This window comes from Neobacillus niacini (genome assembly GCF_036961885.1).
GTDB classification, from domain to species: domain Bacteria; phylum Bacillota; class Bacilli; order Bacillales; family Cytobacillaceae; genus Neobacillus; species Neobacillus niacini_H.
Map to the genome: position 1 here is coordinate 20986 of NZ_JBALNQ010000053.1, position 19668 is coordinate 40653.

Sequence of the window (19668 nt, forward strand, 5' to 3'; positions counted from 1 at the left end):
GCTGAAATTTAGGAGGAAACATTAATGTTGCGTAAAACAAAAATCGTCTGTACGATCGGTCCTGCAAGTGAAAGTGTGGAAAAATTAACTCAATTGATGGAATCTGGGATGAATGTGGCTCGTTTGAATTTTTCCCATGGTGACTTTGAAGAGCATGGCCAGCGTATCCAAAATATTCGTGAAGCTTCAAAACTAACTGGTAAGACTGTTGCGATTTTACTTGATACGAAAGGTCCAGAAATCCGCACAAATAATATGGTTAACGGATCAATCGAGTTAACATCCGGAGATAACATTATTGTTTCGATGACAGAGGTAGAGGGTACGACCGAAAAGTTTTCGATTACATATCCAGGATTAATTGATGATGTTCAAGTTGGTTCAAAAATTCTATTGGATGACGGCTTGATTGGACTAGAAGTTCTTACTACAGATAAGGCAAAAAATGAAATTCTGACAAAAATTCTAAACAGCGGAACTTTGAAAAACAAAAAAGGGGTTAACGTACCAGGAGTGTCAGTAAAACTTCCAGGTATCACAGAAAAAGATACAAATGATATTCTTTTTGGAATTGAACAAGGTGTCGATTTTATTGCTGCATCTTTTGTACGCCGGGCAAGCGACGTAATGGAAATTCGCCAGCTTTTAGAAGAGAAGCAGGCTACACATATTCATATTATTCCTAAGATCGAAAACCAAGAGGGTGTCGATAATATTGATGAAATCCTTGAAGTGTCCGATGGATTAATGGTCGCTCGTGGAGATCTAGGCGTTGAAATCCCTGCGGAGGAAGTACCTCTTGTGCAAAAAATGTTAATTAAGAAATGTAACGCACAAGGTAAACCTGTCATTACCGCTACACAAATGTTGGACTCTATGCAGCGTAATCCACGTCCGACACGTGCGGAAGCAAGTGATGTTGCCAATGCAATTTTTGATGGTACGGATGCGATTATGTTATCTGGTGAAACAGCAGCAGGTATATACCCGGTTGAAGCTGTACAAACCATGCATAATATTGCTGCAAGAGCAGAATCAGCTCTAAACCATAAAGAAATCTTATCTGCCCGCAGGAAAGATACTGAGCACAATCTAACAGATGCAATTGGTCAATCAGTTGCACATACGGCCTTAAATCTTGATGTAAATTCAATCATTACACCAACTGAAAGTGGTCATACTGCAAGGATGATTTCAAAGTATCGTCCAAAGGCACAAATCGTTGCAGTTACAGCAAACGAGCATGTTTGCCGCCGATTAGCCCTTGTATGGGGTGTGTATCCTCAGCTTGGAAGAATTTGCAGTTCAACAGATGAAATGCTGGATAGTGCAGTGGAAGATAGTGTAAACAGCGGTCTTGTTAAACATGGTGATTTAGTTGTCATTACAGCTGGAGTTCCTGTTGGTGAAGCAGGTACAACCAACTTAATGAAGATCCATGTTGTCGGTGATATTATCGTACGAGCACAGGGGATTGGTCGTAAGTCTGCTTTTGGTAAAGTAGTTATTGCCCATAATGCAGGTGAGGCTATTGAAAAAGTAAAGCCTGGATCCATTTTAATCACACTTGGTTCAGACCGTGATATGGTACCGGCTATTGAAAAATGTGCTGCTTTGATCACTCAAGAAGGCGGACTAACTAGCCATGCTGCTGTCGTTGGACTAAATCTTGGAATACCAGTTATTGTTGGTGTTGAAAATGCACTTGAGTTGTTCAGAGATGGACAAGAAATCACAGTAGACGCATCAAGAGGAGTCATCTATAACGGACACGCAAGTGTTCTTTAAGAATGTATGAAAAGGAAGGGATATTCCCTTCTTTTTCTGTTTTTAGAAACATTATTCACAAATTCGGTATATAATTAGTACAAGCTAGTTTGAAGGAGATAGATAAATGCGCTATTTAGCTTTATTAATTATTGTGATCCCTGCCATTGATATTGGTGTCCTGCTTTTATCCGGTAAAACGTTTGGTGTTTTGCCAACGATTGCTTTTATTATTTTAACAGGTGTAGTTGGCGCTTACCTGGCTAAGCGAGAAGGACTGCAAACGATAAAAAGAGCACAGGAGCAGCTTGCCTATGGTCAAATTCCTGGTGACTCTGTATTGGATGGCATTTGTATATTAATTGGTGGAACGCTGCTATTGACACCTGGGTTTATTACCGATATTTTCGGATTTTTGTTTTTATTTCCACCTACAAGAAAGCCTTTTAAATTCCTGATGATTAATTCCTTACGCAAGAGAATTGAAAAAGGGAATAGTAAGATTATCAAATAAGGCTGTTTTCGTAATAATTGTTGTTAAAGTCTTAAAGCCGACTTTAACGTGGCAATAGGTATCTTTGCTCCTTTGAATTTAGTTTGCCAGCTCTTTTCTTATCAATTTTATGCTGTTTTCTGACCATAACACAGCACAATATTAGTTTTTTCACTGAAAAGCAACAAAGTTTAAGAAAAGAGCCTTAAATAAAAAACGCCAACTTCCAATTGGAGGTTGACGTTTTTATAGTTAAATTTCTTTTCCTTTAATAAATGTCCATAAGTCGTGAAAAACATTTGCACGATAGAGGGTGCTGATAATAACAAGGGTAACGGGGCCGATGATTAATCCTAGAAAGCCAATAAGTTTAAATCCAACAAATAACGCGATCAACGTGGCTAATGGATCGATACCAATATTCGATGAGAGTATTTTTGGCTCCATAACTTGTCTTTGAACAATAACCAATAAATAAAGTACTCCTAAGCCCACCGCGAGACCAATATCACCAGTAATGACTTCATAGATAATCCATGGTACAAATACAGCTCCAGTACCAAGGTATGGAATAATGTCCACGACCCCCGTTATTAAAGCGATGGTTATCGCATAATCAACCCGAAGGACAAGCAATCCAATTAAAATAATAACCGTTGTTATAGAAATAAGAGTTAATTGCGCTTTTAGAAAACCAAATAATGCCTTCTGTAAATCAACAATGACTGTTTTACTGCTTGATTTAGCTCTTTCTGGTAATATCCGGCTTCCGAACCGTGAAAATCTGTCCCAATCTTTACTTATAAAAAAGGTAGCTAGCAAGGAAAAAATTAATACTGTTGCTGCATTTGGGAACCAAGATAGTATCACCGGGATATTACCAAATAGATTTTGAATAAATGTGCCAACTGTTGAACCAATGGTTGTGCCGACATTTTGAATATTATTGATAATCGTATTTTGCTGGCCATCATCCAACTGTTTAAACATGCCAGTTAATTGATTATAAAGTGGAATAATTTGACCAGTAATATACTCTTCGATGAATCCGATTAATGTATCCAAATGCTCGGGAACTACTTTAGCAAGATAATTTGCTCCGGTTACAATTTCGGCCACCAACAGTGTAACTAAGCCTGCAAAAAGTGCAAAAATAATGATTAACGCGACAAAAACAGCTAACCCTCTGGGCATTCGCAGTTTTTTTTCAAACATATTAACAATTGGATTAATGAAAAAGGCAATTACTAAGGCAATTATAAATGGATAAGTCACTTTTGATAAATAATAAAATGAAAGAAGTGCAAAAACAATAATGGCAATCACTATAGTGAACCTTACTGTTCGGTACAAGTATTTTTTATCCAATAACATGCCTCCTAACTAATCATATTGATAGTTATAGTTTAACATTATTTGCATGATACCGCATGATTTTCCATACCAGAGATGATAAAAGGTGGATGAAAGAAATGTTTAATGAGTCATTTTTGTTCTTATTACTGCTGCTAGTTATTGGAATTATTGCAAAAAACAACTCCTTGTTGATTGCGATTGTGGTCTTGCTTGTTTTAAAATTTAGCGGACTTGATAGCAAATCTTTTTCTTTTATACAAAGTAAAGGAATTAACTGGGGAATTACCATCATTACAATCGCCGTTTTAGCTCCGATTGCATCGGGTGATATTGGTTTTAAAGATTTGTCTGGTGCTTTTAAATCACCGCAAGCTTGGGTAGCACTCATTTCTGGTGTGCTAGTCGCTTTATTAGCAAAGGGTGGGGTATCCCTCTTACAAAATGACCCGCATATTACTACCGCACTTGTGCTGGGAACCATTTTATCTGTATCTATTTTTAAAGGTGTTGCTGTAGGTCCGTTAATTGGTGCTGGAATTGCCTATACCGCAATGAAAATAATCAATTATTTTCAATAGATTTTTTGTAAAATAATATTTTTTTGAACTTTTCAATTCCTTTCCATTCACAAAAATCTGATAATTGTTTATAATAGGACTTGAAAGCGCATCCTTTATTACATAAATCACATAAATATGCTAGATTACTTGTAAATAACTTTTTTACTAAAGAAAAGTTATTTGCTTATTGGATTTTTCCCGAGCAAGCGCTCAATCTAGTAACATGATTGAAAAGAGGGGCGTAGTTTTTTTCATAAGCATTGTTTGAAATGAAGAGTTTCTTTCCAAAATGGCTGTGACCGTTGTACGATTTCAGCTAATAAAAAATACTTCTTTTTACAAATGGGTAATGGGTAATGGGGAAATTAGAATGAGAAGGAGAGATTTTCTATGACAGTAACACGTGGTCTTGAAGGGGTAGTGGCAACAACTTCTTCCATCAGCTCAATCATTGATGATACATTGACATATGTTGGGTATGATATCGATGATTTAGCTGAAAACGCAAGTTTTGAAGAAGTTATTTATTTACTGTGGCACCGTAGATTACCAACCGTGCCTGAATTAGCAGAATTGAAAACGCAGTTGGCTGAAAACGCTGCACTGCCACAAGAAGTGATTGAGCACTTTAAGATGTATCCGATCGAAAAGGTTCATCCTATGGCTGCACTAAGATCTGCCGTTTCATTACTGGGATTATATGACGATGAATCTGACTTAATGGATGCTGAGTCAAACTATCAAAAGGCGATTCGACTTCAAGCAAAAATGCCTGCAATCGTTACTACATTTGCACGAGTAAGAAAAGGACTTGAACCAATTGGTCCAAGAACAGATTTAAGCTTTGCAGCAAACTTCCTTTACATGTTGACTGGTCAAGAACCAGATCAAATCGCTGTTGACGCTTTAGACAAAGCACTGGTCCTACATGCAGATCATGAATTGAATGCATCTACGTTTACTGCAAGAGTATGTGTGGCAACTTTATCAGATGTGTATTCCGGTGTAACAGCAGCTATCGGGGCACTTAAAGGACCCCTGCATGGCGGTGCTAATGAAGCAGTAATGAAAATGCTTAAAGAAATTGGCACGATAGAAAATGTTGAGCCATATGTTCATGAAAAGCTTGCCAACAAGGAAAAAATTATGGGCTTCGGACACCGTGTTTATCGTTTAGGTGATCCTCGTGCTAAACACTTAAGAGCAATGTCTAAAAAATTAACAGAGCTTACAGGTGAGCCTCATTGGTATGAAATGTCTGAAAAGATAGAAGCCATCGTCACAGGCGAAAAGAAATTACCTCCCAACGTAGATTTCTACTCAGCTTCCATGTATCACAGCTTAGGCATCGATCATGATTTATTTACACCAATCTTTGCAGTCAGCAGGGTTTCTGGCTGGCTTGCTCACATTCTAGAACAATATGATAATAACAGACTAATACGCCCGCGTGCTGAATATACAGGCCCAGGCATGCAGTCATATGTTCCAATTGAACAAAGGGGTTAATTCATTTTACTTTTATGAGAAAAATTGTTCTAATAGGAATGTAAACTATGGTTAGAGAGTCCCACTTTCTAACCTAGGATACATTCTAATGATTGTTTTTTTACATACAGGAGGGAGAAAGAAATCATGTCAGGCGAAAAAATCACAGTAACTAATGGAGTATTAAATGTACCAAACAATCCAGTAATACCATTTATCGAGGGTGACGGAATCGGCCCAGATATTTGGGCAGCTTCTGAGAGAGTATTAAATGCATCCGTTGAAAAAGCCTATAAAGGTGAGCGTAAAATCGTTTGGAAGGAAGTTCTTGCTGGTGAAAAGGCTTTTAACCAAACGGGTGAATGGCTTCCAAAAGAGACTCTTGATGTCATCAACGAATATTTGATTGCAATCAAAGGTCCACTTACAACACCTGTTGGCGGCGGTATCCGTTCATTGAACGTTGCCCTTCGTCAAGAGTTAGATTTATTTGTCTGCTTACGTCCAGTGAGATGGTTTGAAGGGGTACCTTCTCCAGTAAAGCGCCCTCAAGATACGGATATGGTTATCTTCCGTGAAAACACAGAGGATATCTATGCTGGAATCGAATATGAAAAAGGTACAGAAGCCGTTAAAAAAGTAATCGACTTCCTACAAAATGAAATGGGTGTTACGAAAATCAGATTCCCTGAAACTTCAGGTATCGGTATTAAACCAGTTTCTGAGGAAGGAACAACTCGTCTTGTACGTGCAGCTATTAATTATGCAATTAAAGAAGGCCGTAAATCTGTAACGCTTGTACACAAAGGAAATATCATGAAATATACTGAAGGCGCGTTCAAAAACTGGGGTTATGAGCTTGCTGAAAAAGAATTTGGTGATAAAGTCTTTACATGGGCTCAATATGACCGCATAAAAGCTGAGCAAGGAACTGACGCTGCAAACAAAGCACAAGCTGATGCTGAAGCAGCAGGCAAAATTGTTGTGAAAGATGCGATTGCTGATATTTTCTTACAGCAAATCCTCACACGTCCGCGTGAATTTGATGTAGTTGCAACCATGAACTTAAATGGAGATTTCATTTCCGATGCTCTTGCAGCACAAGTTGGTGGAATCGGAATCGCACCAGGAGCAAACATCAATTATGAAACTGGACACGCCATTTTTGAAGCAACCCATGGTACTGCACCAAAATATGCAGGACTTGATAAAGTAAATCCTTCATCTGTTATCCTTTCAGGTGTATTACTACTTGAGCACTTAGGCTGGAACGAAGCGGCTACTATGGTTATTAAATCAGTAGAGAAAACAATCGCTTCTAAAGTAGTAACCTATGACTTCGCTCGTTTGATGGACGGAGCAACAGAAGTTAAAACATCTGAATTTGCAGATGAATTAATTAAGAATATGGAATAATTGGAAACCTCATCGCATAAGTGTTGAAACTGGACAAGGACAATTAGGGCTGTTTTCAACAGCCCTTTTGCATAATGAATTAATACTTTCAAAGGGGAGAGGTAATAATGTCATTAAAACGTAAAAAAGTTTCTGTAATTGGCGGCGGTTTCACTGGAGCAACAACAGCTTTCTTACTGGCACAAAAGGAGTTAGGTGATATCGTGCTAGTTGATATTCCACAAGCAGAAAACCCAACAAAAGGAAAAGCCTTAGATATGCTTGAGGCTAGTCCAGTTCAAGGTTTTGATGCGAATATCACTGGTACATCGAATTACGAGGATACTCGTGACTCTGATATCGTAGTTATTACTGCAGGTATTGCTCGTAAGCCTGGAATGAGCCGTGATGATCTAGTTCAAACAAACCAAAAAGTAATGAAGAGTGTTACACAGTCAATCGTCAAATACTCACCAAACTGTACAATCCTGGTTTTAACGAACCCAGTTGATGCAATGACTTATACTGTATATCAAGAGTCAGGATTCCCGAAAAATCGTGTAATTGGGCAATCAGGTGTACTGGATACGGCACGTTTCCGGACCTTCGTAGCACAAGAATTAAACCTTTCTGTCAAAGATATTACGGGCTTTGTATTAGGCGGCCATGGTGATGATATGGTACCACTTGTACGGTATTCATATGCTGGTGGGATTCCGTTAGCAACATTAATTTCAACAGACCGGTTAGAAGCCATAGTTGAGCGTACTAGAAAAGGCGGCGGCGAAATTGTAAACCTTTTAGGTAACGGCAGTGCTTATTATGCACCTGCAGCATCACTAGTGGAAATGTGTGAAGCAATTTTAAAAGACCAACGTCGCATTCTTCCTTCCATTGCGTATCTTGAAGGAGAATTTGGTTATGAAGGCATTTATCTTGGGGTACCAACCATCCTAGGAGCAAACGGAATTGAAAAAATTATTGAACTTGAACTAACAGCAGAAGAAAAAGCTGCACTAGACAAATCCGTTGAGTCTGTTCAAAATGTAATGAAAGTATTAGTTTAAGAGATAGAAATTCGGGGACTAATTCCCCGAATTTTTTTCTACAAATTGAAACCGTTTACAAAAGGAGTGTGGCAAGATTGCTTTTAGGGAAGAAAAGAAAACTAGGCAGAGAAATAAAAGAAATGTCAGTTGGAGAAAAACTAGCTCTTACTGAAAAAGTTGAGGATAAAGACATTCTCCTGTATTTAGGCTTAACAGATGATGCAAATCCGTTATTTATTCAGCATGACTATGCAACCCAAACACCATTCAAAAAACCAATTGTTCCTAGTATTTTGCTCACTGGAATGATTACCTCAGCAATATCAAAGTATTTACCCGGCCCTGGAAGTCATATCGTCAGCCAAGATATCCAATTTCCTAAACCTGTATACCATTATGCAACTGTCCAGTTATTGCTGGAGGTTGTAGAAGTAAATCAGGATGATCATACTGTGTTGATAACGGTTGTTGGTACAAATGAAAAAGACGAGGCTGTTATTACTGGAAAAGTGAAAGTTTGTCCTCCTTATCGTTTAGGTGGCATGGATGGGAATGTATTAGATAATTTTTAATACCTTCAAGTTAGTAAAGGGATGCACCTGGCATTCCTTTTTTTGTCGTCAAGTTTGATTGTAGGTAATCTTTTTGGTTCTATACTATAATAGAAAAAGGTGGCGAAATTGAAATTATTTTCGGGGGTTACTATGAAAACTAAAGTACTAGTTGTAGACGATGAACAATCAATTGTAACATTGCTTCAATATAATTTGGAACAAGCAGGTTTTGAAGTCATTACGGCAATGGATGGCCTAATGGGCAAACAATTAGCAGAAACAATGGCACCTAATATTATTGTTTTAGATCTTATGCTGCCAATACTAGATGGAATTGAAGTATGCAAACAGCTTCGACAGCAAAAAATCATGACTCCAATTCTAATGTTAACCGCTAAAGATGATGAGTTTGATAAAATATTGGGACTTGAGCTCGGTGCTGATGATTATATGATTAAGCCATTTAGCCCAAGAGAAGTGGTTGCACGAGTGAAGGCAATCTTAAGAAGAATTCAAATACAGACAAATACCAATGAAGGGGAACTTCTGGATAGTTCCGTAATTATCGTCGGGAAGCTTCAAATTTTCCCAGAAAAATATGAAGCGTATTTTAATAATCAGCAATTAGAATTAACGCTGAAGGAATACGAATTGCTGCATTATTTAGCACAAAATAAAAATCGTGTGTTAACCCGTGACCAATTATTAAGTGCTGTATGGAATTATGAATTTGCTGGAGATACTCGTATTGTAGATGTTCATATCTCACACCTACGGGAAAAAATTGAAGAGGATACGAGAAAACCTGCTTATATTAAAACTGTCCGTGGGCTGGGATATAAGCTTGAGGAGCCGAAAGGGGAATGAACAAATTCCGCTCAAAGCTCCTTTTTGCCCTAATATCCTTAATTATTATTGGCTTAGTGGGATTGGGCATCATACTAGGTCAGCTTTTTAAAAGTAACTACCTTGATACATATAATGAAAGATTAAATAGAGAGGGCACTCTCCTAAAAATGTATTTTGAAAATAACGGTGGAGTAAACTCAATCAATGAAGATGAAGTGATGGATATAAGTCGCATGCTAAATGTCAGGCTTGCTATTACAGATACCAAAGGAATTATTTATTTTGATAGCGGGGAAAAGGACCAGTCCAATGGTAAGGGTATAAAAGAAAATATCAATGAGGTTCTAAAAGAGAAAGCAAAAAATGAAACGAAGCTAGTAGAGCAAGATAATTACGATTTACACTATTCCTGGAAACCGATACTAAAAGCAGGTGAGAATGAAGGATATCTGTTTATCATTTCAGAAACGGATGAACTTAAAAAAGCATACGGACAAATTTGGTGGATTGTAATGATTAGTCTTGTGATGGCGCTCATTGTTTTTATATATCTTGGATATCGAATAACCTCTAGATATTCCAAACCAATTGAAGCTGCTACGAATGTGGCAATGGAATTGGCGAAAGGAAATTACCGGGCTAGAATAGAAAATGACGAAATAAACGAGACGAGTATGTTAAGCAGTTCCATCAATGTGTTGGCTAGAAATCTAGAAGAAATGAGCAGGGTTCAAGAAATACAACAAGATCGTTTAAGTGCACTGATAGAAAATATGGGTGCTGGGCTGCTACTGATTGACAGCCGCGGATTCATAAATCTAATTAATAAAGGCTACATCGAAATCTTTCACGTGAATACATCAGATTACTTAAATTATTTATATTACGAAATAATTGAGCAGGAAGAAATCCGAAGTGTAATTGGGGAAGTTTTCCGTACGGAACAAAAGGTCAGAAAACAACTTCGTTTTCCGTTGGGCATTGAAAGAAGATACTTTGATGTGCATGGGATACCGATTATTGGGACAAATAATGTGTGGAAAGGCGTATTACTTGTTTTCCATGATATTACGGAGTTAAAGAAACTTGAAAAAATGAGAAAAGATTTTGTAGCGAATGTATCCCATGAATTAAAGACGCCTGTTACCTCTATTAAAGGCTTTACTGAAACGTTGTTAGATGGTGCGATGAACAATAAAGATACACTTGAAGCATTTTTATCGATAATTTATAAGGAAAGCGACCGAATGCAATCGCTTATTCAAGACCTGCTTGATTTCTCAAAAATTGAACAGCAGGAATTTCAACTTAACATACAGGACTTTGATCTGTCCGAATTAATTAATGAAGTCATTACCATGCTTAACAAAAAAGCATTATCGAAGGATATTCGACTGGAGCTTGATTATAAGAGGGAAGAATTATATATACAAGGAGACCATGACCGCTTAAAGCAGGTAATAATTAATTTAGTTAATAATGCGATCCTATATACCCCGGCAAAAGGATATATAAAAATTTCTCTTTTTGAATATGAAAAAACCGTGAAAATACATGTAAAAGACTCAGGCATAGGAATAAAAAGAGAGGAAATTCCGCGGATTTTTGAACGGTTTTATCGTGTTGACCGCGCAAGAAGCAGAGATTCTGGCGGGACTGGCTTAGGTTTAGCAATTGTAAAGCACTTAGTAGATGCACATCATGGAAACATTACAGTAAGAAGCACCCTTGGCAAAGGCAGTGAGTTTATTATCGAACTACATAAATATATGAATTAACTTGAAAGGGGTAAATGAATGGAAAAGAAGAAGTTAGTGTTAATAGATGGGAACAGTATTGCTTACCGTGCTTTTTTTGCACTGCCCCTATTAAATAACGATAAAGGTGTCCATACCAACGCAGTATATGGTTTTACCATGATGCTGAATAAGATTATGGAAGATGAAAAGCCAACCCATATACTCGTTGCATTCGACGCTGGGAAAACCACGTTCCGACATAAAACTTTTGGAGAGTATAAAGGTGGAAGGCAAAAAACACCGCCCGAACTATCTGAACAATTCCCCTATATTCGTGAACTTCTAGATGCGTATGGGATAAAGCGCTATGAGCTTGAAAATTATGAAGCGGATGACATCATTGGAACGCTCTCATTATCTGCCGAAAAAGAAGGCTATGAAATTAAAGTCATTTCCGGTGATAAAGATTTAACACAGCTTTCATCTGAACATACGACTGTCGGAATTACCCGTAAAGGAATTACCGATATCGAGGTATATACACCTGAACATGTAATGGAAAAGTATGGGTTAACCCCGGAGCAAATTATCGATATGAAAGGGTTAATGGGCGATCCTTCAGATAATATTCCAGGGGTACCTGGTGTCGGAGAAAAAACGGCGATTAAGCTGCTGAAGGAATTTTCTACCCTAGAGAAATTACTAGAGTCCATCGATCAAGTGGCGGGAAATAAATTAAAAGAAAAGCTCGAAGAATTTAAAGAGCAAGCAAAAATGAGTAAGGAGCTTGCCACAATTGAAAGGCAGGCACCGGTCGAAGTATCTGTAGAAAATGCTGCTTTCGAGGGTTTTGAAAGAGAAAAAGTTGTTGCATTATATAAAGAACTTGGCTTTCATTCCTTATTGGAAAAGTTAGGCGGCGACACAGCTAATATAGAAAAGGTTGAACTTGAAGAAATAGAGTTCCAAACACCTGAATTGATTACAGATGATATGTTTGCAGATGATAATCATTTCTACGTTGAAATGCTCGAAGATAATTACCATTACGCAAATATTCTTGGGTTTTCGATTGTAAATGAACATGGATATTATTATTTACCAACTGAATTAGCCCTCCAGTCCGATAGTTTTAAAAAATGGGCTGAAGATGCATCAAAAAAGAAAAATGTTTATGATGCAAAGCGTACAGAAGTATCCCTTAGAAGGCATGATATTCATCTAAAAGGGGTCAATTTCGATACGTTAATGGCTTCTTATATTATTAATCCAACTGAATCGATTGATGATCTTTCGACCATCGCTAAGAAATATGGGTTCACCATCCAATCAGATGAGTCGTTCTATGGAAAAGGCGCTAAGAGGAAAATACCGGAAGACACTCTATTAGCTGAGCACCTTGTTCGCAAAAGTCTTGCTATGTTTGATTTAAAGCAAAAGCTGGAAGATGAGTTAAAAACAAATGAACAATATGGATTGTTTACTGAGCTTGAAATGCCATTATCACTCATTTTAGCTGATATGGAGTCCTGCGGAATTAAAGTGGATAAAGAACGCTTGCATAAGATGGGCGGCGAGATACATGAACGGCTTGTTGAAATCGAAAGTATTATTTACGATTTGGCAGGTGAAAAGTTCAACATTAACTCAACTAAGCAATTAGGTGTGATTTTATTTGAAAAGCTAAACCTGCCACCTTTTAAGAAAACAAAAACAGGATATTCTACTTCAGCAGATGTCTTGGAGAAATTAGCAAATGATCATGAAATCATTGAGTATATTCTTACTTACAGACAGCTAGGAAAGCTTCAGTCTACCTATATAGAAGGTCTGCTGAAAGTGATACATCCAGTGACAGGTAAAATTCATACACGATATCAGCAGACATTAACATCAACAGGCAGATTAAGTTCGATCGATCCAAATCTACAAAACATCCCGATTCGCTTGGAAGAGGGGCGAAAAATCCGCCAAGCCTTTGTCCCTTCTGAACCAGGCTGGATCATTTTTGCAGCCGATTATTCGCAAATCGAACTAAGAGTACTAGCTGATATTGCTGGGGATGAGAAACTGATTCAAGCATTTAAAGATGATCTTGATATTCACACAAAAACGGCAATGGATGTATTCCACGTGAGTGCTGAAGAGGTAACCTCGAATATGAGACGGCAGGCTAAGGCCGTTAACTTTGGCATCGTCTATGGAATAAGTGATTATGGTCTTTCCCAAAGTTTAGGAATCACACGTAAGGAAGCAGGTCTATTTATTGACCGCTATCTTGCCAGCTATCCAGGGGTGAAAGATTATATGGATGACATTATTCACTCGGCTAAACAAAAAGGCTATGTATCAACTCTTCTTCAAAGAAGAAGATATATTCCCGAGATTACTGCTCGTAATTTTAATGTTAGAAGCTTTGCCGAAAGAACGGCGATGAACACACCGATTCAGGGAAGTGCAGCCGATATTATCAAAAAAGCGATGATTGATATGGCTGATGCTTTGAAGGATTATGGCTTAAAAACAAGACTTCTTCTCCAAGTGCATGATGAACTCATCTTTGAAGCACCCGAAGAGGAAATTGAGACACTTAAGAAATTAGTTCCCGATGTTATGGAAAATGCCCTTGAATTAAAAGTGCCATTAAAAGTCGACTATTCTTATGGACCAACATGGTTTGACGCGAAGTAGATAGCTGCAGTGATGCTAGGATAGCATTCAGGGAGGACTTAATATATGCCAGAGCTGCCAGAAGTAGAAACAGTACGAAAGACGTTAAAAAATCTAACCTTGCATAAACAGATTGAAAATGTATCCGTTCACTGGCCGAAAATGATTAAAAATCCCGTAGAGGTGGAGCAATTTACTGATGCCCTTAAGGGAGAAACGATTGAGGATGTCGGCAGACGTGGAAAGTTTTTAATTATCTACACAACAACATACGCCTTAGTTTCCCATTTAAGAATGGAAGGGAAATATGGGCTTTATCCAAGTGAAGAGCCAGCTGATAAGCATACGCATGTCATCTTCCACTTTTCCGATGGAAGTGAGCTCCGGTATCGCGATGTGCGAAAATTTGGAACGATGCACTTATTTAAAAAGGGGGAGGAATTTCAAAAACCTCCGCTGATTGACCTTGGACCAGAGCCTTTTTCAGAGGAGTTTACGGTTGAGTATTTGACGGTAAAACTGAAAAAGACAAATCGGAAGATAAAACCTGCCCTCTTAGATCAAAAAGTCTTTGTGGGACTGGGTAACATCTATGTGGACGAGGCATTGTTTCGCTCTGGTATTCATCCTGAAAGGCTTGCTAATTCTTTAAGTGAATCGGAACTAGCGTTACTTCATCAAGAAATTGTTAGGACATTAGATGAAGCAGTTAAAAAAGGTGGAAGTACGATTCGCTCGTATGTGAATTCTCAGGGTGAGATTGGAATGTTCCAGCTCGAATTATTTGCCTATGGACGCGAAGGAGAAGCTTGTAAAAACTGTGGCCGGCCCCTTGAAAAAACGAAAGTAGGCGGAAGAGGGACACATTTCTGCCCGAACTGCCAAAAGCTTTAAGTGGATTGACAATTTAATAACAAGGCTCTTTTCTTAACAACCAATAACAAAGGATAGGCTCCTTCCATATACTATCGTAGTGATTGACGGAAGGAGCCTAGATATCATGTTTCACTTGTTCTCACTTCTCCTGCTGGCTTTTGCTCTCAGTCTTGATAGCTTTAGCGTGGGGTTTACGTATGGACTTAGAAAAATGGTACTGCCGCTTAAATCAGTACTCATCATTGCCACTTGTTCAGCAATATCTTTAATGATTGCAGTGTCAATTGGCCATGGCTTAGCGAAGATTTTTTCACCGACCATAACGGCAAGTCTTGGGGGATTTATTTTAATTGCTCTCGGAGCATGGGTATTGTATCAATTTTATCGACCTGAAAAAGAAAAGGACTCCGATCTGCTTGAACATGAAAAGTTAATTGTTAATTTTGAAATTCGCTCTTTAGGGATAGCGATAAACATTCTAAAAAAACCAATGTCAGCAGACTTTGACCGTTCGGGTACGATAACTGGAATCGAGGCATTCATGTTGGGATTTGCCTTATCCATTGATGCATTTGGTGCAGGAATAGGCGCCGTTATGCTTGGATTCTCCCCCTTCTATCTGGCTGTCAGCGTTGCCGTCATGAGTTCTTTATTTGTTCTTTTAGGAATAAAAAGTGGTGCTTTTTTTCATAAATTTAATTGGGTCCAAAAGTTTGCGATTTTACCAGGGATTTTATTAATTATCATTGGCATTTGGAAAATATGAGATTGAAAGGATAACAGTATGTCACTAGTAATCGGTTTAACAGGCGGAATAGCCAGTGGAAAAAGTACAGTTTCGAATATGTTAAAAGAAATGGATATTGCAGTTATTGATGCAGACGTAGAAGCCCGCCTTGCTGTTGAAAAAGGGGAACCCGCCTATCAGAAAATTGTCGCTGATTTCGGTGATGAGATTGTATTGCCTAACGGAGAAATTGATAGGCAGAAACTCGGTTCCATCATTTTTCATAACACTGAGAAACGACAGCTCTTGAATAGCATTGTTCATCCAGAGGTTAGAAAAAGAATGAATGACCAAGTAGATGCAGCTAAGTCTCGAGGAGAAAAAGTCATTGTCCTCGATATTCCGCTGCTATTTGAAAGTAAATTAACATCGATAGTCGAAAAAACCATCTTGGTATTTGTTGATAGGGGTGTCCAATTGCAGCGACTCATGGAGAGAAATGATCTCTCTTTTAAAGAGGCGGAGGCACGAGTAAACTCACAAATGCCTCTTGGGGAAAAAGTTGCATTAGCTGATGCGGTTATTGATAATAATGGTCTAGTCGAAAAAACACGGGAACAGCTTATTGAGATTTTACAAAAATGGGAAAGTGCAACGTAAAAAAGAAGGGGGATCCTCTTCTTTTTTGTGTTTTTGGCAGGATTGTCTGTGAGGGTAGGGGTTCATGAAGCCCAAATTTAGCGTTGGTAGGTAAAAATGGGCCTCATGAAGTGTTCATGGAGCCCAAAATCAGTGATGGAAGGTAAAAATGGACCTCATGATAGGTTCATGAGGCCAAAAATCATTGTGAAAACGCAAAAATGGGCTTCATGAAAAGGTTTTAAGGTAATTTTATCTTTTACACAAAATACGAATACTTACCATGTCCCAATAGCACAAACTTTTTCAATAATATTTTTCTAATCTTCTTTTTTGGTCCTATCACTCCACACCATTCATGAACAAGATTAGTTGTAATCTTTATCCCAGGAAACAAGATCCTCATTTCATCCACACCCCGGAGTACGGCAGCTTCAACACGTTCCTCGGAACCACAATGGTTACAGGTTATTTTCGATCTAGAGACGGATAGAGAACATGAGTGACAATTACAACAGGTTAATTGCTTTTTCAATTTGTCATAATTATATTTCGGTAACCGAGTGTAAGGATTATCAGTTATATGCAAGGAAATTAATAAGTCAGCAAGTTTCGAATGCCGTTCATTCAACCTCGAAGTTATCATTTTTAGTTTTTTTATAAAGGAATTTATTTGTGTAGGTAAAATGATTTGTGGATTTTGACTTGGTAGAAATAAAGTAAATTCGGGGTTGTTGAAAACCAAGTATGCTTCAGTAGGATAAGTATATCCATATTTTTGGAGTAATTGGCGGAACAAGGAATGACATCTTTTCAACTGAAGCATAGGGTCCTTTTTTTCGCTTCCAGTTTTCTTTTTAAACAATCCTTCTTCATCATAATAATATTCTCCTTCATAATATTTCACATCAATCAGGTAAATAACTCCGGAAAAAATAATCAACGTGTCAATTTGAAATAAGGATTCACCTACTTCAAGTAACAAATCATTAAGAATCAAATTATCATTTTCTAGCCCTGCAGTCTTTTCGTCAAACTTCACTTCCCCCTCATACCCTTTTTCTTGATTATAAAGGTGAAGCTTTTCTTTTTCAGAAAACTCCATTTTGTCATTCAAAATTCGTAATACAATCAATTCGGCTGGTATAGGCCGCCCTTTTTTTAACATCTCCCACTCCCTTTCTCTAACTCTAATTTTATACAAATAGTCCATCTTTGTGACTCAAACTTCTTGGACGTTTTGTTAACAAGTTATCCGGATTAGAAACATTTTTAAAAAATCCGCACATTATATATCGCTATTTCATCTAAATATGTTATACTAATTACATCGAATTGAGTTAAACAGTATAACATTATTGCGGAAGGGGCCGTGAAATGAAAGCGAGAGTTGCGATTAATGGTTTTGGGAGAATTGGGAGGATGGTTTTTAGAAAAGCGATCCTTGAAAATAAGCTTGATATTATTGCTATTAATGCGAGCTATCCGGCAGAAACATTAGCTCATTTAATTAAATATGATACGGTCCATGGACCATTTCAAGGTGATATCATTGCGTTGGACGAAGAGCTGATTGTAAACGGTAAACGTGTAAAATTATTAAATAATCGAAATCCAGAGCAGCTTCCATGGAAAGAATTAAATATTGATGTGGTTATCGAGGCAACTGGTAAATTCAACTCACGTGACAAAGCGAGCCTCCACTTAGATGCAGGAGCAAAAAAAGTTATCATTACTGCACCGGGTAAAAATGAGGATATCACAATTGTAATGGGAGTAAATGAAGATATACTTGATATCAACCATCATGATGTGATTTCCAATGCTTCTTGTACGACAAACTGTCTCGCTCCCGTTGCAAAAGTGCTGGATGAAAAGTTTGGAATTGAAAACGGGCTAATGACAACGATACACTCTTATACAAATGATCAGAACAACATTGATAATCCACATAAAGATTTGCGGAGAGCTAGAGCGTGTGGACAATCTATCATCCCTACTTCAACTGGGGCTGCTAAAGCCTTGTCACTTGTATTACCTCAGTTAAAAGGTAAGCTGCACGGGATGTCTCTTCGAGTGCCTACACCAAATGTTTCATTAGTAGATTTAGTAGTTGATTTGAAACAGGATGTCACAATTGATGAAATTAACCAAGCTTTTATCGAAGCAAAAAATGGTCCTTTAAAGGGAATTGTTGACTTTACAATGGAACCGCTTGTATCAGTTGATTTCAAAACAAATCCGAACTCTGCTATCATTGATGGACTATCAACAATGGTAATGGGGAACAGAAAAGTAAAAGTACTTGCTTGGTATGATAACGAGTGGGGCTATTCTTCCCGAGTGGTCGATCTAACCTTACATGTTGCACATCTAATGGCGAATTGCAATCAAGTCAAAGTTGGATAAAATGGAAAAATGCTGTCGATGGACAGCATTTTTTTTGTAGCTTTTTATCTATCCTTGAAAGGTAATGATCGGTATATTTAAGCACACACCTTTTATTTTTTTCTAAAAGTATTGTAAACTAAAGAAAAAGATTAATTTGGAGGCAATTATGTCAATGTTCGGCAATTTTTTTATCCGTTTCAGGAAACAAATCGAAACTTCAGATCATCAAAAAGATAGTACCTTAACTACCCATTATTATAAAGCGACCTTCAACCAGCTATTTAAATCCGTTGAAGATCTATTTAGACAGGACGCAGATTGTCGAATCACAACTGTTTCGAAAGACCATGGGGAAATTGCTGTTGAAATCAATAAACCGATTCCTTGTTTTCTAATCGTTACGGTGGTTTCTGCGAAGCCAATGGAAACGGCGGTAGACTTTAATATTTCTTCTGAAAAATTTTCGCCCATTGGTTTGCAGCCTATTTTAAGAAAAAGGCTTATTTCTTATTACGAGAAAATTAACAAAATACATACACTTTTAAGAAGTGGAAAAAACTCATAATACTTCTTGTGTTACCGTTTTCTATCTACTAAGATAATAATAGATACTTTTACTTACGAATGGATTGATTTGGGAGTTGATCAAATGAAGTGCCCTTCATGTCAAAATTATGGTACACGTGTGCTTGATTCCCGGCCAGTTGATGAGGGTCGCGCAACCCGAAGAAGGCGTGAGTGCGAAGAATGTGGTTATCGATTTACAACATTCGAGAAGATTGAAGAAATTCCACTTATTGTCGTCAAAAAGGAAGGTACGAGGGAAGAATTCAGTCGTGATAAAATTTTACGCGGCTTAATAAAAGCTTGTGAAAAGCGCCCTGTAGCTTTAAAAGAGCTTGAGGATATTACCCAAGGGGTAGAAAAGGAACTTCGCAGTCAAGGGATATCAGAAATAAAAAGTGAATTGATCGGTGAAATGGTGATGGACAGACTCGCACATGTTGATGAGGTTGCTTATGTACGCTTTGCGTCTGTTTACCGTCAATTTAAGGATATAAATGTTTTTATTCAAGAATTAAAGGAATTGATAAACAAGGAGAAATCCTAGGGAG

General features: G+C 37.8%; 18 protein-coding genes. 16 read left to right on the forward strand and 2 right to left on the reverse strand.

Annotated elements, in window-relative coordinates; all coding sequences use genetic code 11:
- Positions 1-27: 27 nt before the first annotated feature.
- Both pyk and V7124_RS20190 read left to right on the forward strand, forming a co-directional pair.
- On the forward strand, positions 28-1788 hold the full coding sequence (gene pyk, locus V7124_RS20185) for a pyruvate kinase (protein WP_335410928.1): 1761 nt from the start codon (positions 28-30) through the stop codon (positions 1786-1788).
- Positions 1789-1894: 106 nt separating this feature from the next.
- A complete protein-coding gene (locus V7124_RS20190) occupies positions 1895-2281 on the forward strand; it encodes an FxsA family protein (protein WP_335410834.1) in 387 nt (128 codons plus the stop codon).
- A 231-nt stretch (positions 2282-2512) separates the two neighbouring features.
- Here V7124_RS20190 and ytvI read toward each other — a convergent pair whose 3' ends face one another.
- On the reverse strand, positions 2513-3628 hold the full coding sequence (ytvI, locus tag V7124_RS20195; protein WP_335410832.1) for a sporulation integral membrane protein YtvI: 1116 nt from the start codon (positions 3626-3628) through the stop codon (positions 2513-2515).
- A gap of 104 nt (positions 3629-3732) precedes the next feature.
- Between ytvI and V7124_RS20200 the strand changes: the two genes are divergently transcribed.
- The 11 genes from V7124_RS20200 (at position 3733) to coaE (ending at position 16183) form a co-directional block, all read left to right on the forward strand.
- On the forward strand, positions 3733-4194 hold the full coding sequence (locus V7124_RS20200) for a DUF441 domain-containing protein (protein ID WP_335410829.1): 462 nt from the start codon (positions 3733-3735) through the stop codon (positions 4192-4194).
- A 372-nt stretch (positions 4195-4566) separates the two neighbouring features.
- Complete coding sequence (gene citZ / locus V7124_RS20205) at positions 4567-5685, forward strand: citrate synthase (RefSeq protein WP_335410827.1); 1119 nt, start codon at positions 4567-4569, stop codon at positions 5683-5685.
- Positions 5686-5811: 126 nt separating this feature from the next.
- Positions 5812-7080, forward strand: coding sequence for an NADP-dependent isocitrate dehydrogenase (gene icd, locus V7124_RS20210; protein WP_335492791.1), 1269 nt, complete (start codon positions 5812-5814; stop codon positions 7078-7080).
- 107 nt (positions 7081-7187) lie between these two features.
- Positions 7188-8126 carry a malate dehydrogenase gene (mdh, locus tag V7124_RS20215; RefSeq protein WP_335492794.1) on the forward strand — a complete coding sequence of 313 codons (939 nt, stop codon included), beginning with the start codon at positions 7188-7190 and terminating at the stop codon, positions 8124-8126.
- Positions 8127-8203: 77 nt separating this feature from the next.
- Positions 8204-8680 carry a MaoC/PaaZ C-terminal domain-containing protein gene (locus V7124_RS20220; protein WP_335410926.1) on the forward strand — a complete coding sequence of 159 codons (477 nt, stop codon included), beginning with the start codon at positions 8204-8206 and terminating at the stop codon, positions 8678-8680.
- Between the two features lie 132 nt (positions 8681-8812).
- Positions 8813-9529 (forward strand): response regulator transcription factor, encoded by a 717-nt coding sequence (locus tag V7124_RS20225; protein ID WP_335410822.1) that lies wholly within the window; start codon positions 8813-8815, stop codon positions 9527-9529.
- Entirely contained in the window at positions 9526-11289 is a 1764-nt protein-coding gene (gene pnpS / locus V7124_RS20230; RefSeq protein WP_335492798.1) for a two-component system histidine kinase PnpS, read from the forward strand. Before V7124_RS20225 ends, pnpS begins: the two co-directional genes overlap by 4 nt.
- Positions 11290-11307: 18 nt before the next feature.
- Positions 11308-13941, forward strand: coding sequence for a DNA polymerase I (gene polA / locus V7124_RS20235; protein WP_335492803.1), 2634 nt, complete (start codon positions 11308-11310; stop codon positions 13939-13941).
- A 45-nt stretch (positions 13942-13986) separates the two neighbouring features.
- Entirely contained in the window at positions 13987-14814 is an 828-nt protein-coding gene (gene mutM, locus V7124_RS20240) for a DNA-formamidopyrimidine glycosylase (protein ID WP_335492805.1), read from the forward strand.
- 106 nt (positions 14815-14920) lie between these two features.
- A complete protein-coding gene (gene ytaF, locus V7124_RS20245; RefSeq protein ID WP_335492808.1) occupies positions 14921-15562 on the forward strand; it encodes a sporulation membrane protein YtaF in 642 nt (213 codons plus the stop codon).
- Positions 15563-15580: 18 nt separating this feature from the next.
- Positions 15581-16183, forward strand: coding sequence for a dephospho-CoA kinase (gene coaE / locus V7124_RS20250; RefSeq protein WP_335492812.1), 603 nt, complete (start codon positions 15581-15583; stop codon positions 16181-16183).
- Positions 16184-16421: 238 nt separating this feature from the next.
- Here the strand turns inward: coaE and V7124_RS20255 are convergent, their stop codons facing one another.
- Entirely contained in the window at positions 16422-17330 is a 909-nt protein-coding gene (locus tag V7124_RS20255) for a nuclease-related domain-containing protein (protein ID WP_335492815.1), read from the reverse strand.
- Positions 17331-17539: 209 nt separating this feature from the next.
- Here V7124_RS20255 and V7124_RS20260 point away from each other — a divergent pair, with 209 nt between their 5' ends.
- The 3 genes from V7124_RS20260 to nrdR all read left to right on the forward strand — a co-directional run bounded on the left by V7124_RS20260 (position 17540) and on the right by nrdR (position 19664).
- Positions 17540-18571, forward strand: coding sequence for a glyceraldehyde-3-phosphate dehydrogenase (locus V7124_RS20260; protein ID WP_335416189.1), 1032 nt, complete (start codon positions 17540-17542; stop codon positions 18569-18571).
- Between the two features lie 148 nt (positions 18572-18719).
- Positions 18720-19118: a hypothetical protein gene (locus V7124_RS20265; protein WP_335416192.1), complete on the forward strand. Its 399-nt coding sequence runs from the start codon at positions 18720-18722 to the stop codon at positions 19116-19118.
- An 84-nt stretch (positions 19119-19202) separates the two neighbouring features.
- The gene (nrdR, locus tag V7124_RS20270) at positions 19203-19664 is read left to right on the forward strand and encodes a transcriptional regulator NrdR (RefSeq protein WP_045523558.1); all 462 of its coding nucleotides are present in this window, start codon (positions 19203-19205) and stop codon (positions 19662-19664) included.
- Positions 19665-19668: the final 4 nt, after the last annotated feature.

Coding starts and splice junctions, on each gene's coding strand:
- V7124_RS20200 (WP_335410829.1), top strand. CDS start 3,733: ATGTTTAATGAGTCATTTTTGTTCTTATTACTGCTGCTAGTTATTGGA.
- V7124_RS20255 (WP_335492815.1), bottom strand. CDS start 17,330: ATGTTAAAAAAAGGGCGGCCTATACCAGCCGAATTGATTGTATTACGA.
- V7124_RS20190 (WP_335410834.1), top strand. CDS start 1,895: ATGCGCTATTTAGCTTTATTAATTATTGTGATCCCTGCCATTGATATT.
- pnpS (WP_335492798.1), top strand. CDS start 9,526: ATGAACAAATTCCGCTCAAAGCTCCTTTTTGCCCTAATATCCTTAATT.
- citZ (WP_335410827.1), top strand. CDS start 4,567: ATGACAGTAACACGTGGTCTTGAAGGGGTAGTGGCAACAACTTCTTCC.
- V7124_RS20260 (WP_335416189.1), top strand. CDS start 17,540: ATGAAAGCGAGAGTTGCGATTAATGGTTTTGGGAGAATTGGGAGGATG.
- coaE (WP_335492812.1), top strand. CDS start 15,581: ATGTCACTAGTAATCGGTTTAACAGGCGGAATAGCCAGTGGAAAAAGT.
- V7124_RS20265 (WP_335416192.1), top strand. CDS start 18,720: ATGTCAATGTTCGGCAATTTTTTTATCCGTTTCAGGAAACAAATCGAA.
- nrdR (WP_045523558.1), top strand. CDS start 19,203: ATGAAGTGCCCTTCATGTCAAAATTATGGTACACGTGTGCTTGATTCC.
- ytaF (WP_335492808.1), top strand. CDS start 14,921: ATGTTTCACTTGTTCTCACTTCTCCTGCTGGCTTTTGCTCTCAGTCTT.
- mdh (WP_335492794.1), top strand. CDS start 7,188: ATGTCATTAAAACGTAAAAAAGTTTCTGTAATTGGCGGCGGTTTCACT.
- polA (WP_335492803.1), top strand. CDS start 11,308: ATGGAAAAGAAGAAGTTAGTGTTAATAGATGGGAACAGTATTGCTTAC.
- icd (WP_335492791.1), top strand. CDS start 5,812: ATGTCAGGCGAAAAAATCACAGTAACTAATGGAGTATTAAATGTACCA.
- V7124_RS20225 (WP_335410822.1), top strand. CDS start 8,813: ATGAAAACTAAAGTACTAGTTGTAGACGATGAACAATCAATTGTAACA.
- mutM (WP_335492805.1), top strand. CDS start 13,987: ATGCCAGAGCTGCCAGAAGTAGAAACAGTACGAAAGACGTTAAAAAAT.